The organism is Saccharothrix espanaensis DSM 44229, assembly GCF_000328705.1.
In the GTDB taxonomy this organism is placed as follows: domain Bacteria; phylum Actinomycetota; class Actinomycetes; order Mycobacteriales; family Pseudonocardiaceae; genus Actinosynnema; species Actinosynnema espanaense.
The window spans coordinates 882484-894856 of record NC_019673.1 but is presented as its reverse complement, the minus strand read 5'-3'; the positions used below and the strand labels follow the sequence as shown (position 1 = coordinate 894856).

Annotated in this window: 12 protein-coding genes; 5 read left to right on the top strand and 7 right to left on the bottom strand. The window is 71.1% G+C overall.

All coding sequences use genetic code 11. The features are described from left to right. Positions 1 to 55 precede the first annotated feature (55 nt). Complete coding sequence (locus BN6_RS04365; RefSeq protein WP_041311911.1) at positions 56 to 517, bottom strand: MarR family winged helix-turn-helix transcriptional regulator; 462 nt, start codon at positions 515 to 517, stop codon at positions 56 to 58. A gap of 135 nt (positions 518 to 652) precedes the next feature. On the opposite strand from BN6_RS04365, the gene BN6_RS04360 reads away from it, so the two are divergent. Further along, positions 653 to 1789 (top strand): Mrp/NBP35 family ATP-binding protein, encoded by a 1137-nt coding sequence (locus tag BN6_RS04360; protein ID WP_015098327.1) that lies wholly within the window; start codon positions 653 to 655, stop codon positions 1787 to 1789. A gap of 641 nt (positions 1790 to 2430) precedes the next feature. On the opposite strand, the gene tatB is transcribed toward BN6_RS04360, so the two are convergent. The 4 genes from tatB to sigE all read right to left on the bottom strand — a co-directional run bounded on the left by tatB (position 2431) and on the right by sigE (position 6053). Continuing rightward, positions 2431 to 2844, bottom strand: coding sequence for a Sec-independent protein translocase protein TatB (gene tatB, locus BN6_RS04355; protein WP_015098326.1), 414 nt, complete (start codon positions 2842 to 2844; stop codon positions 2431 to 2433). A 45-nt stretch (positions 2845 to 2889) separates the two neighbouring features. Continuing rightward, positions 2890 to 4428: a S1C family serine protease gene (locus BN6_RS04350; RefSeq protein WP_015098325.1), complete on the bottom strand. Its 1539-nt coding sequence runs from the start codon at positions 4426 to 4428 to the stop codon at positions 2890 to 2892. A 414-nt stretch (positions 4429 to 4842) separates the two neighbouring features. Continuing rightward, positions 4843 to 5484, bottom strand: coding sequence for an anti-sigma factor family protein (locus BN6_RS04345; RefSeq protein ID WP_015098324.1), 642 nt, complete (start codon positions 5482 to 5484; stop codon positions 4843 to 4845). Beyond that, a complete protein-coding gene (sigE, locus tag BN6_RS04340; RefSeq protein WP_015098323.1) occupies positions 5481 to 6053 on the bottom strand; it encodes an RNA polymerase sigma factor SigE in 573 nt (190 codons plus the stop codon). The genes BN6_RS04345 and sigE overlap by 4 nt, the downstream gene beginning before the upstream one ends. Positions 6054 to 6287: 234 nt before the next feature. Here sigE and BN6_RS04335 point away from each other — a divergent pair, with 234 nt between their 5' ends. After that, the gene (locus tag BN6_RS04335) at positions 6288 to 6914 is read left to right on the top strand and encodes an O-methyltransferase (RefSeq protein WP_015098322.1); all 627 of its coding nucleotides are present in this window, start codon (positions 6288 to 6290) and stop codon (positions 6912 to 6914) included. A 96-nt stretch (positions 6915 to 7010) separates the two neighbouring features. Here BN6_RS04335 and BN6_RS04330 read toward each other — a convergent pair whose 3' ends face one another. Then, the gene (locus BN6_RS04330) at positions 7011 to 7976 is read right to left on the bottom strand and encodes a helix-turn-helix domain-containing protein (protein WP_015098321.1); all 966 of its coding nucleotides are present in this window, start codon (positions 7974 to 7976) and stop codon (positions 7011 to 7013) included. 40 nt (positions 7977 to 8016) lie between these two features. Between BN6_RS04330 and BN6_RS04325 the strand changes: the two genes are divergently transcribed. Next, entirely contained in the window at positions 8017 to 8397 is a 381-nt protein-coding gene (locus BN6_RS04325; protein ID WP_041311908.1) for a cupin domain-containing protein, read from the top strand. Here BN6_RS04325 and glgC read toward each other — a convergent pair. Further along, the gene (gene glgC / locus BN6_RS04320) at positions 8384 to 9598 is read right to left on the bottom strand and encodes a glucose-1-phosphate adenylyltransferase (protein ID WP_015098319.1); all 1215 of its coding nucleotides are present in this window, start codon (positions 9596 to 9598) and stop codon (positions 8384 to 8386) included. The two genes, BN6_RS04325 and glgC, sit on opposite strands and share 14 nt — an antisense overlap. Positions 9599 to 9702: 104 nt before the next feature. Between glgC and glgA the strand changes: the two genes are divergently transcribed. Both glgA and BN6_RS04310 read left to right on the top strand, forming a co-directional pair. Further along, positions 9703 to 10863 (top strand): glycogen synthase, encoded by a 1161-nt coding sequence (gene glgA, locus BN6_RS04315; RefSeq protein WP_015098318.1) that lies wholly within the window; start codon positions 9703 to 9705, stop codon positions 10861 to 10863. Positions 10864 to 10990: 127 nt separating this feature from the next. Then, a complete protein-coding gene (locus BN6_RS04310; protein WP_015098317.1) occupies positions 10991 to 12352 on the top strand; it encodes a hypothetical protein in 1362 nt (453 codons plus the stop codon). Positions 12353 to 12373 lie beyond the last annotated feature (21 nt).

Below are 12373 nucleotides of genomic sequence, written 5' to 3'. Positions count from 1 at the left end.
CGGTTCGTCGGTTGGGTCGGTGGTCGGGTCGGTGGTTGGAGGGCGTGGGTCCAGATCAGGGGTCTTCCGAGGCAAGCCGGTCGCAGGACCGGCCGAAGCCCTCCAGTTCGGCCCGGCTGAACACCTCGGCGAAGTGCCGCGCCACACCGGTCAGGTGGGTGCCTGACGCGATGCGCAGCCGGTCCAGGCCCAGCGGTGTCAGCACAGCGACCACGCCCCGGCCGTCGCCGTCGGCACGTTCCCGGAGCACGAGGCCGGCGCGCTCCAGCCGGTCGACCAATCGGGTCACGCCGGAGCGCGACAGCAGGACGGCATCCGCCAGTTCGGTCATCCGCAGTCGGTACTGCGGAGCCTCGGCGAGCTGCACGAGGACGTCGTAGGCCGCGAGCGACAGGCGCTGCTCGGCGATCAGTTCGGCTTCCAGGATCCGAGTGAGCCGCGCATGGGCCCGGAGGAAGGATCGCCACACACCGAGCTCGGTTCGGGTGGGCAACCGGGCACTTCCGGTTTCCGGCACGGATAGCAATGTTACGGAAAGCACGCGACCGGCTTCGCGCTGGCCCCGAAATCGAAGTGACCTACCGGTAGCTTGGAGGTGCGCCGCGCCGCCGTAGCATGGCGTTCTCCTCTGAAGGCGATCGAAGGCGATCCAGTGACGCAGACCCTTCCCACCGTTGACGACGTGCACAAGGCGCTGGCAGCGGTGCAGGACCCCGAAATCCGGCGACCCATCACGGACCTCGGCATGGTCAAGTCGGTGTCGGTGGCCGACGGGGTCGTGGACGTCGAGGTGTACCTGACCGTCGCCGGCTGCCCGATGCGCGACAAGATCACCGCCGACGTGACGAGCGCGGTGTCGGCGCTGGAGGGCGTGTCGTCGGTCCGGGTGGCGCTGGACGTGATGAGCGACGCCCAGCGGACCGAGCTCCGCAAGTCGCTGCGCGGCGGCGTGGAGGAGCCGGTCATCCCGTTCGCCCAGCCGGGATCGCTGACGCGGGTGTTCTGCGTCGCGTCCGGCAAGGGCGGGGTGGGCAAGTCGAGCGTGACGGTCAACCTGGCCGTGGCGATGGCGGCTCGCGGCCTGTCGGTCGGCGTGGTGGACGCGGACATCTACGGGCACTCGATCCCCCGAATGCTGGGCACTGACGCGCGTCCCACCCAGGTCGAGAAAATGATCATGCCGCCCCAGTCGCACGGGGTGAAGCTGATCTCGATCGGGATGTTCACCTCGGGCAACACCCCGGTGGTGTGGCGCGGCCCGATGCTGCACCGCGCGTTGCAGCAGTTCCTGGCGGACGTGTTCTGGGGCGACCTGGACGTGCTGCTGATGGACCTGCCGCCGGGGACCGGCGACGTGGCGATCTCGGTGGCCCAGCTGGTGCCGAACGCGGAGATCCTGGTCGTGACCACGCCCCAGCAGGCGGCGGCGGAAGTGGCCGAGCGCGCCGGGTCGATCGCGTTGCAGACGCGCCAGCGGGTGGCCGGCGTGATCGAGAACATGTCGTGGCTCGAACTGCCGGACGGCTCGCGGATGGACGTGTTCGGCAGCGGAGGCGGAGAGGCGGTAGCGGCCTCGCTCACCAAGGCCGTGGGTGCCGATGTGCCTTTGCTGGGACAGGTGCCGCTGGATCCGCGGGTACGCGAACAGGGCGACGAGGGAACGCCGATCGTGCTGGCTTCACCGACGTCGACTGCGGCACAGGTACTGACTTCGGTGGCCGCCAAGTTGTCGGTCCGATCGCGCGGACTGGCCGGACGCCTGCTGAACGTTTCTCCTGCCGGACGTTGATTCTTTTCCCGTCGGCACTTCCGATCGGCTCTGGTGGCGCCGATTACCAGACTGAGGCAAGTCGGACGTGCAGGCGGGATCTCTGATCACGTGACCGAACGTGGTGGGCGATTGCTCACGGGATCGAAGCACGAACTGCAGGTGCTTGCTTGAGCGCGCTCAGGCGAAGTGGCGAGGCAGGCACGGCGAGGCAGGCACGGCGTGACGGGGCGAACCGTCACTGCGGGCTGATTGTCGGTGCCTCGTGCGATAATGGTGTCGGGGGCCGGCGGCCGCGCCTGAGCTTTCTGCGGCGCTCTGACCAGTGCTTTTGCCTTGGACTCGCCAATGAGCGGTCGTTACCGGGCGCGCTGGTCGAGCCGAGTGCACGGTCGAGCCGGGCGGCGAGAAGAAGAGCGTCCTCGCCGGACGGGCGAGCCGCCAAGGATGACTAAGAGCGTGGGACGTCGTGTCATCCCCGTATGGCCCGGTCAAAGACAACCACCCTTGAGTAGGTAGTGCAAGCGAAGGGCGTGCTTGCACTACCTACTCAAGCGCGGTTCGCTGGCGCGCGGGCCATACGGGGATGACACGACTCTTTGGGTGGTCTGTGCTGGCGCACAGAAAAGGCGCGCACCTGGGTGGGTGCGCGCCTTTTCTGTTTACGTGGCGTCCGGGTCGTATGGGGGGCGTTCGCCTTGTTGCAGCGGGCGTTCGCGTTCCCGTTCCCGGGCTCCTGTCGGGCCTTGTGGAGTTGTGGTGTGGGGTGCTGAGAAGCCGTTCGGCTTCGTGCTGTTCCCGTTTGTCGGGACGTCGTCCCACAGGTGTTTGGTGATGGCCCGTTTCGGGTCGAAGTTGCGTAGTTCCCTGAGGTCTTCGAGGGGCTTGCGCAACTGGTCGAACTCGGGACCCATCTCCTGCTTCAGTTGATCACGTGCGCCCGTCGCGTACTCGCGTACCTGGCGGATGGTCTTGCCCACCCACGCGGCGGCTGAGGGTAGGCGCTCCGGGCCCAGGATGAACAGGCCCGCGACCACGATGATGAGGATCTCTATCCAGCCGATGCTGTCGAACACTCGCCTGTCACCTCCGCCGACTGCCGCCCAGAGCCAGAGTAGCCGTCAGTCCGACCTGAGCGTCACCTGCACGGTGAGCTCCCGGCCCTGCCTGGCCAGTACGACCGGGATCGTTTCCCCGATTTCACGGTTCCGCACCGCTACCGTCAGCTCTGCGGCGTTGCGGACCATGCGGTCGCCGACCTTGGTGATCACGTCCTCCTCCTGGATGCCGGCGGCGGCTGCCGCTCCGCCTTCCAGGACGTTCTGGACCTTCGCACCCTCCGCCGTCTCCGCCGAGACGGAGCGGACGTTGAGGTTCATGTCCGCGTGCTTCACCTGGCCGTCGCGGATGAGGGCCTGGGAGACCTTGCGGGCGTAGTTGCCGGAGATCGCGAAGCCGAGACCCACCGAGCCACCGGTTTCGGTGCGGATGGACGAGTTGATGCCGACCAGCGTGCCGGACGAGTCGACCAGCGCGCCGCCCGAGTTGCCCGGGTTGATGGCGGCGTCGGTCTGGATCGCGTCGTAGGTGACCTGGGGCCCGCCGTTCTCCCCCGCCGCCGTGACGGGGCGGTGCAGGGCGCTCACGATGCCCTCGGTGACGGTGTTCGACAGCGACAGCGGGGAGCCGATGGCCAGTACCGCGTCGCCGACCGCCAGGTCGTCGGAGTTGCCGAACTGGAGGACCGTGGGGTTCTCGACCTGGACCTTGATCACGGCCAGGTCGGTCTTCGGGTCACGGCCGACCACCTGGGCGACCGCGCGCTTGCCGTCGGTGAACACGACGGTGAGCTTCGCGGACGTGTCCTGCACGGCCGGGGCGACGACGTGGTCGTTGGTGAGGATGTAGCCGCCGCCCTCGATGACCACGCCCGAGCCGACGCCGGCCACGTTCGCACCCTTGAACTCGATGGACACGACGCTCGGCGTCACCCGCTTGGCGATGTCGGAGACCGAGCCGACCGGCCGCTCCTTGCCGGGCTGCACGTCGGCGAGCGTGACGCCGCCGTCGGTCAGGGGGTTGCCGACCTTGCCGACCAGCCAGCCGACGAAACCGCCCGCCGCGCCGACGACCAGGGCCGCGACCATCAGCAGGATCAGGGCGGTGGGCTTGACCCGCCGGCCGAAGAGGAGTTCGGGGACGCTCAGTTGCGGGCCCGGGGTGGTGGAGGCGGCCGTCGAGACCTTTTCCGGCTCCTCGGTCACCGCCGGGGGGCCGATGACGGCGCTGGCGCTCGGGTCCCGCCACGAGTCGCCCGCCGGCTTGCCCTCCCAGAAGACCGGCTCGACCTCGGGTTCGCCGTTGAGGTCCAGCGGCGGGCGCTGGAGCAGTTCGGAGGTGCCCTGCGGACGGCCGAACGCCGTGGTCAGGGCCTCGGGCGGCGGCGGCGCGAGGTGGGTCGCGGGCGCTGCGCCATTGCCGTTCGGGGACGGGGGGTGGCGGTCGGCGAACGCGCCCGGCACGCCGTGCGGTCGGCCGAAGACGGCCGTCTGGCCCGGGTCCACGGCGGGACGGTTGAGGGGGCGCGGAGCCAGCCTGCGGTGGGCCCCGTCGTCCACGCCGGACCTGGGGGTTCCGTTGCCCTGCTGTGGCTCGCTCATCGCTCCCCGCACGTCGGTGTTGCCCGGTTCTGGCACGGAGTGTGGACCGGTCGGCCGAAGAAGTGTCGCCTGCCCTGCCGGTTCAACAGCACCCGCACCCGTGATGCCGGGTCAATCGTGCCCGGTGATCGGTGAAGTTGTCGTCAGCGGGAATGGCGGCGTGGTGGTGGGGGCGGCTACGACATAGACCTGGCTACGCCACCGGCCGGGCCACGCCACGGACCTGGCGATGGCGGCCGAGAGGGCAGTGGCGGCAGAGGTGCCGGTGGCGGCCGAGGTGAGGGTGGCGGCCGAGGTGGGGCGTAGCGCCCGGTTTTGGGGGGCGGGGTTGTGCATTTGGGCGCGCGGGGTGGGGCCGGGTTTCGGGGGGCGCCGGGGGGCTGTTGCCGGGTGGTGGCCGGGGCTGGGGCTTGGTCAGCGGTCCAGTAGGGCGTTGCCGGCGGGCCTGGGGGTGTGGGCTCGGGGGCCCGTGTCTGTGGAGACGGGGCGCAGGACGTCGCCTCGGCGTGCGCCGTCGCCGACCAGGGCAGGCGCTACTGCCGGGTTCGGGGGCAGGGTGGTGCCTTGGGCCGGGGTGGTGGCCGGGTCTTCACTGCCGGGCACGACCAGGGCCAGGGCGCCGAGCATGAGGCCCGACACGACTACGCCCGCTCCTTGGCGGGCTCGGCTGCCGAAGCGGCTGCCGGTGCCGAAGGGGCGGCTCTGGCCCAGTACCGGGCCGGTGCCGAAGGTCACCCGGTCCGGGCGTTGGACGGTGACCAGCTGGCCGTCCTCGGTGACCGCCAGGCCGTCGGGCGCGCTGGGCAGGTCGACCTCTTGCGGGATCGCGCCCAGTTTGGCCAGCAGGCCCGCCGGGGCGCACGGGGTCTCGGCGGTGCGGACCGCCGACCTCGCCTGTTGCTGCGAGTAGGCCTCCGCCGCGCAGAACGGGCAGCGCGCCAGGTGCGCCGACGCCCGGCCGTGCGCCGACGCCGACAGCTCGCCGTCGACGAAGGCGACGACCGCGTCGGGCAGCAGGTGCTGCTCGCTCAGTCCCCAACCTCGCAGATCGGTCATGCAGAGTCCTCCCGAACAAGACCCCGTCGGCGTTCCAGTGAGGCGCGCAGGGCCTGGCGGCCCCGGTGGATCCTGCTCCTCACGGTACCCAGCTTCACACCGAGGGTGGCGCCGATCTCTTCGTACGACAGCCCTTCGACGTCACACAACACTACTGCGGCGCGGAAGTCCGGGGGCAACTCGTCGAGCGCCGCCTGGAGATCCGGGTCCAAGTGGGTGTCGGTGTATACCTGTTCGGGTGACGGGTCGTCGCCCGCGACGCGGTCGGCGTCGTCCGGCAGGCCCTCCATGCGGAACTTGGAGCGCCGGCGGACCATGTCGAGGAACAGGTTCGTGGTGATGCGGTGCAGCCAGCCTTCGAACGTGCCCGGCTGGTAGGACGCGAGGGAGCGGAACACCCGGATGAAGGTTTCCTGGGTGAGGTCCTCGGCGTCGTGCTGGTTGCCGGTCAGGCGGTAGGCCAGCCGGTACACCCGGTCGGCGTGGTCGCGGACGACCTGGTCCCACGTCGGCACGATCCATTCCGTGTCGTCGATGGGAGCGGTGGCGGTATACGGCTGCGTTGGCATCGGGCGGTGAAGCACCTCCAGTGGGCTGGCTGCCCTGCTGCACGGATCAACGTTCGCTGCGGCTCACGTGTTCCCCGTGGGTCCTGCGCCGGAACCTGTTCCCCTCGGTCCCGTGCTGGGACCAGCCTGACCGGCTCTCTTATAACCATGGTGAGAGTCGGCTGAGAGCACGCTGAGAATTCCGGTGCCCGGGAGGTTCACCCGATTCGCCGCGTCCGGCGTTAACCTCTCGCTGTGGATGCGCCGCTGCGCGAGTACGTGGAGGGCTACCTGCCCGAGGACGCCGTGATCACGGCCGCTCGGGCACGGGGAGCCGACTTGGGCTGCGTGCCGATCGGGTCCGGTGGTGGCGCGGCCCTGCGGTTCCTCACCGCCGCGTTGCAGGCCAAAGCCGTGGTGGAGGTGGGCACGGGCGCGGGCGTCGGCTCGCTGTACCTGCTCGGTGGGATGCCCGCGGCGGGGGTGCTGACCTCTATCGACGCCGAGCCGGAGCACCAGCGGGCGGCCCGGGTGGCGTTCGCCGAGGCGGGCGTCGCGGTGTCCCGGACGCGGTTGATCATGGGCCAGGCGCTGGACGTACTGCCCCGGCTGACCGACGGCGCGTACGACCTGGTGTTCGTGGACGCGGCCAAGACGGAGTACCCCAAGTACCTGGAAGAAGGCGTGCGGCTGCTGCGGCCGGGCGGCGTGATCGCCTTCGACAACGTGCTGTGGGAGGGGCGGGTCGTGGACGCCTCGCACCGGGATCCGGAGACCTCGGCGTTGCGCGAGGTGGCCCGGTCGGTGCGCGAGGACGAGCGCCTCGCGCCGGTCATCCTGCCCCTGGGGGACGGACTGCTGGTCGCCGCCAAGTTGGACTGAGCCGCGGACCTCGGGCGAATGGCGTGATCCCTCGCGTTGAGGAGGGAGCCCGTGGGTGGTCGGGGAGGTGTCGTTGGTGGGGCTGGGGCGTCGGAGCTAGGCGGCTGGGCCGAAGCGTTGGCGGTAGGCGGTGGGGGTCAGGCCGGTTCGGCGGCGTAGTTGGGACCTGAGGTTGGACGGGGAGCCCAGGCCGGAGCGGCGGGCCACGACGTCCAGGCGGTTCTCGCCGCGTTCGATCAGGGAACGGGCCAGGTCTACTCGTTCGGCGGTCAGCCAGGCGAGTGGAGTCGTTCCCAGCTCGCGCTGGAAGCGGCGGTGCAGGGTGGCGGGGCTCAGGGCCGACCTGGTCGCGATCGCGGTGATGGTCAGCGGGTCGGCCAGGTGGTCGCGGATCCAGGTCAGCAGCGGGGCCAGGGTGTCGTCCCGGACCGGGGGCACGGGGCGTTTCACGAACTGGCGCTGGCCGCCGTCGCGGTGGGCGGCGAAGACCAGCCGGCGGGAGACGGTGTTGGCGACCTCCGAGCCGTGGTCCTGGCGGATCAGGTGCAGGCCCAGGTCCAGGGCGGCGGCGCTGCCCGCAGCGGTGTGGATGTCGTCGTCGTCCACGTAGAGGACGTCCGGGACGAGGTCCACGGCGGGGAAGAGGGCGTGGAACGTGTCGGCCCACTGCCAGTGGGTGGTGGCCTGCCGGCCGTCCAGCACGCCCGCGTGGGCGAGGGTGAAGGCGCCGGTGCAGAAGCTGACCAGGCGGGCGCCCCGGGCGCGGGCCCGGCGGATGGCGGCCAGCAGGTCTTCGGGCGGGCGGGTCGGGGCGTCCGGGCGGTTGGACACGATCAGCGTGTCGGCGTCGTCGGTGGCCGACAGGTCCGGCACGCCGGAGAGCGTGAAGAAACCGCTGTTCATGGTGATCGGACCGGGCGCGCAGAGCGTGAAGTCGTACCACGGGCGGTCGCCGAGCTCCGGGCGGCGCAGGCCGAACAGCTCGGTCGCCACGCCCATCTCGAACGGGTTCGAGCCGTTGTCGACGATCATGACGACCCGGTGCGAGGAATCAGGCGGCATGTGCGATTCATAGCACGGGCGTTGCGGCGAGCATGGTGGCATGGAACCGGTGAACATCACCAAGGCGCTGGCGAGCTTCGACGCGTTGTGGAGCCCGCGGATCGTGGCGACGGTCAACGACTACGACATCCGCGTGACGAAGGTGAAGGGCGAGCACCTGTGGCACTCGCACCCGGAGACCGACGAGTTCTTCATGGTCGTCGAGGGCGAGCTGGACATCGCGCTGCGCGACCGGACGGTCCACCTCGGGCCGGGTGACGTGTTCGTGGTGCCGCGCGGGGTCGAGCACAAGCCGTCCTCCGCGCACGGCGCGCAGATCCTGCTGGTCGAGCCGTCCGGCACGTCGACCGTCGGGGACCCCCTCGAAGAGGTCCCCGACCACGTCGACGCGACCACCGGCCACGCCCTCAGGCTGCCGTGACGCCCTTGCCCAGCACGGTCACGCCGGCGGCCGAGACGGTGTAGCGCTGCCGGTCGGTGGCCGGGTCGACGCCGATCAGCGCGCCGTCCGGGACCACCACGTTCTTGTCCAGGATGGCCCGCCGGACGACGGCGCCCCGGCCGATCCGGACGCCGGGCAGCAGGACGCTGCCCTGCACCACCGAGCCGGACTCGACCACGACGTCGGAGGAGACCACCGAGCCGTGGACGGTGCCGGAGATGATCGAGCCCGGCCCGACCATGGAGTCCTCGGCGCTGCCGCCCGCGATGAACTTCGCCGGCGGCAGCGGCGGGGTGGCGGTGCGGATCGGCCAGGTCTGGTTGTAGAGGTTGAACACCGGGTTCACCGAGACCAGGTCCATGTGCGCCTCGTAGTAGGCGTCGATGGTCCCCACGTCGCGCCAGTAGCCGCGGTCGCGGTCGGTCTCCCCCGGCACGGCGTTGTCGGCGAAGTCGTAGACGTGCGCCCGGCCCTGGCCGACCAGCATGGGGATGATGTCGCCGCCCATGTCGTGGTCCGAGTCGGGGTTGCCGGCGTCCGCGCGCAACGCCTCGATGAGGGCCTCCGTGGTGAACACGTAGTTGCCCATCGAGGCGAAGGTGACTTCGGGGTCGCCCGGCACGTGCGGCGGGTCCGAAGGCTTTTCCAGGAACCCGGTGATCCGACCGGTCTCGTCGGAATCGATGCACCCGAACGCCTTGGCCTCCGCGCGCGGCACCCGGATGCCCGCCACGGTCACGCCGGCGCCGGTCTCGATGTGCCGGTCGACCATCATTCCCGGGTCCATCCGGTAGACGTGGTCCGCGCCGAAGATGACCACGTGGTCCGGTTTCTCGTCGTTGACGAGGTTGAGGCTCTGGAAGATCGCGTCCGCGCTGCCGGTGTACCAGCGCGGGCCGAGTCGTTGCTGGGCGGGCACCGGGGTGACGTACTGCCCGAGCACGTTGGACAGCCGCCAGGTGGTGGAGATGTGGCGGTCGAGCGAATGCGACTTGTACTGGGTCAGCACGCAGAGCCGGACGAAGCCGGCGTTGACGAGGTTGGACAGCACGAAGTCGACGAGCCGGTAGTTACCGCCGAAGGGCACCGCGGGCTTTGCCCGGTCGGCGGTCAACGGCCACAACCGTTTGCCCTCGCCACCGGCGAGGACAATTCCTAGTACGTGCGGTTGCCCTTTCACGACAACGACCCTAACCGTGCGGGCACCGGCCCACCAACGGCGGAGGAACGGCAACCCGAGTTGTTCACCCGGTCGTCCCGCCACCCGGGGTTACGGTGGGCGACGTGCGAATTGGACTGCTGACACGGGAGTACCCGCCGGAGGTCTACGGCGGGGCGGGGGTGCACGTCGGTTTCCTGGTGCCCAGACTGCGCGAGCTGGTCGACGTGGACGTGCACGCGTTCGGCGGACCGCGCCCGGATGCCGTTGCCCACCAACCGGTCGCGGCGCTGGCGGCGGCGAACCCGGCGTTGGGCGTGCTGTCCGCCGACCTGGAGATCGCCGCCGCGCTGGGCGGCGTGGACCTGGCCCACTCGCACACCTGGTACGCCAACCTGGCGGGCCACCTGGCCAAGCTGCTGCACGGCGTGCCGCACGTGGTCACGGCGCACTCGCTGGAGCCGCGCCGGCCGTGGAAGGCCGAGCAGCTGGGCGGCGGGTACCGGATCTCGTCGTGGGTGGAGCGCTCGGCGTACGAGGCGGCGGACGCGATCATCGCGGTGAGCGAGGGGATGCGGTCCGACGTGCTGGCCTGCTACCCGGCGCTGGACCCGGCGCGGGTGCACGTGGTGCGCAACGGCATCGACACCGAGCAGTACCGGCCGGTGGCGGAGGTGGACGCGCTGGAGCGGCACGGGATCGACCCGGGCCGGCCGATCGTGACCTTCGTCGGGCGGATCACCCGGCAGAAGGGCGTCGGGCACCTGGTCGCCGCGGCGCACCGGATCTCGCACGACGCCCAGGTGGTGCTGTGCGCGGGCGCGCCGGACACGCCGGAGATCGCCGAGGAGACCCGGCTGGCGGTGGCGGAGCTCGCGGCGGCCCGGCCGGGGGTGGTGTGGATCCGGGAGATGCTGCCGACCCCGGAGGTCCGGCAGATCCTGAGCCACTCGGCGGTGTTCGTGTGCCCGTCGGTGTACGAGCCGCTGGGCATCGTGAACCTGGAGGCGATGGCGTGCGGGACGGCCGTCGTGGCGTCGGACGTGGGCGGCATCCCGGAGGTCGTGGAGCACGGCCGGACCGGGCTGCTGGTGCACTACGACGAGGAGGACGTCCCGGCGTTCCGCAGCGGGTTGGCGGACGCGGTGAACGAGGTGCTGGGCGATCCGGCGCGGGCGCGGGCGTTCGGGGCGGCCGGGCGGGAGCGCGCGGTGCGGGAGTTCTCGTGGGCGAACATGGCGGCGCAGACCGTGGAGGTCTACCGGGCGACCCTTGAACGCCGTTGAGTGATCCACCAACAGTGACATCGCGACGGCGGATGATCGTGTTGTGATGCCCGTCACATGTGCTCGTGACAACCGGACGGCGTGGTGACCGCCTTTAACCAGTAGGGGATCAACTACTGGGGGCTACATGCGTTGGGTGCTCGCCTTGGTCGTCGTGCTCGCGGCCGGGTGCGGCGCGGCTGTGCCGGAGCGGGCCGAGACTCCGGCGCTCACCATCGGGGGTAGTCCGGTGGTGGATCCGCAGGGGCTGCAGATGGAGGCGGAGGCGGAGCTCAGCTACACGCTGAGCTTCGGCTACGTGGCGCGCGCCGGGCAGGAGGCGGTGAGCTGCTGGTTCGCCCGCGCCGGCGAGGCGGCCGAGGTCGACACCCGGCTGTGGTGCGGGCCGGTGCAGGTGCCGGGCACCGCCGCGACCACCGACTGGGTGCCGGTGCCGCTCAAGGAGGTGGAGCGGGGCGACGGCGGGATCCGGCTGGAGGTCCAGCCGCCGCAGGTGCCCGCGCCCGGCAACCGCAGCACGCCGCTGGGCAAGCTGGTGCGCACGGACGGCCGCGAGGCCGAGGCGGACCAGGGCGTCGGCGAGGCGGGGCCGGACTTCCTGGCCGTCCTGCCGGACGACGGCCGGCCGCTGGCGGAGGCGTCCGGGCTGCTCCGCGACGACCAGCTCGCGACCGGGGTGACCGGCTACGCCACCCCGGAGTCGTGGCGGACCGACGAGGGCGAGCTGCGCGCGGAGCACGGCGTGCGGCTGCGCGTGCTGCGGCTGTCGGTGGACCGACTGACCAAGACCGACACCGCGTTCGGGCGAGCGACGTGGCAGGGCTGGGCGCCCCAGCCGCCGGAGCTGTTCCTGCAACTGCCCGGCCGGCGGCACCGGCTCGCGGTGGACCGCTTACCGGAGACGGGGTCGGTGTTCGTCGTCTACACCGTGCCGGAGGAGGGCGGGCCGGAGGAACTGGTGCTGGAGACGGTGGGCGCGCAGTCGTTGGAGCAGCGGCTGGAGATCCCGGGCGGCAAGCCGGTCGGCGAGGGTCCCGCCGTGCTGCGGCGGGCGGCGGGGCCCGCCTCGCCGACACCGGCCTCGCTGCCGGTCAAGGTGGGCGACCAGGCGGGGGCGTTGGAGGTGCCGAGGGTGCGCCTGGGCCGGCAACGGCCGGTGAGCGTCGAGGACCGCTACGTGCTGGCGACCGCGTCCGCGCCGGACAAGGCGCTGCTGGAACTTCGGTTGCAGGGGCAGGGGTTGCCGCAGGCGGCGGGGGCGACGATCACCAAGGACCTGGTCGTGGTGACCCTCCCGGACGGGACCAGGGCACCGCAGGTCGGGGCGCGGCTGGGCGGCGACACGTTCCCGGTGGCGGTGGTGGTGGAGGTACCGGCCGACGTCCGGTCGGTGACCGTGGCGGTGACCTCGGGACCGGTCCGGTTACCGGTGTCGGGCGAGACGACCCTCGACGCACCCACCCCGGCCACCATCCCCCTCGACTTCTGAACCGGGGATGGGGATGGGGCA

Bases quoted from the DNA above. Each gene is read 5' to 3' on its own strand.
- BN6_RS04325 (WP_041311908.1), top strand. From the start codon at position 8,017: ATGGAACCGGTGAACATCACCAAGGCGCTGGCGAGCTTCGACGCGTTG.
- BN6_RS04350 (WP_015098325.1), bottom strand. From the start codon at position 4,428: ATGAGCGAGCCACAGCAGGGCAACGGAACCCCCAGGTCCGGCGTGGAC.
- BN6_RS04345 (WP_015098324.1), bottom strand. From the start codon at position 5,484: ATGACCGATCTGCGAGGTTGGGGACTGAGCGAGCAGCACCTGCTGCCC.
- BN6_RS04310 (WP_015098317.1), top strand. From the start codon at position 10,991: ATGCGTTGGGTGCTCGCCTTGGTCGTCGTGCTCGCGGCCGGGTGCGGC.
- BN6_RS04330 (WP_015098321.1), bottom strand. From the start codon at position 7,976: ATGCCGCCTGATTCCTCGCACCGGGTCGTCATGATCGTCGACAACGGC.
- sigE (WP_015098323.1), bottom strand. From the start codon at position 6,053: ATGCCAACGCAGCCGTATACCGCCACCGCTCCCATCGACGACACGGAA.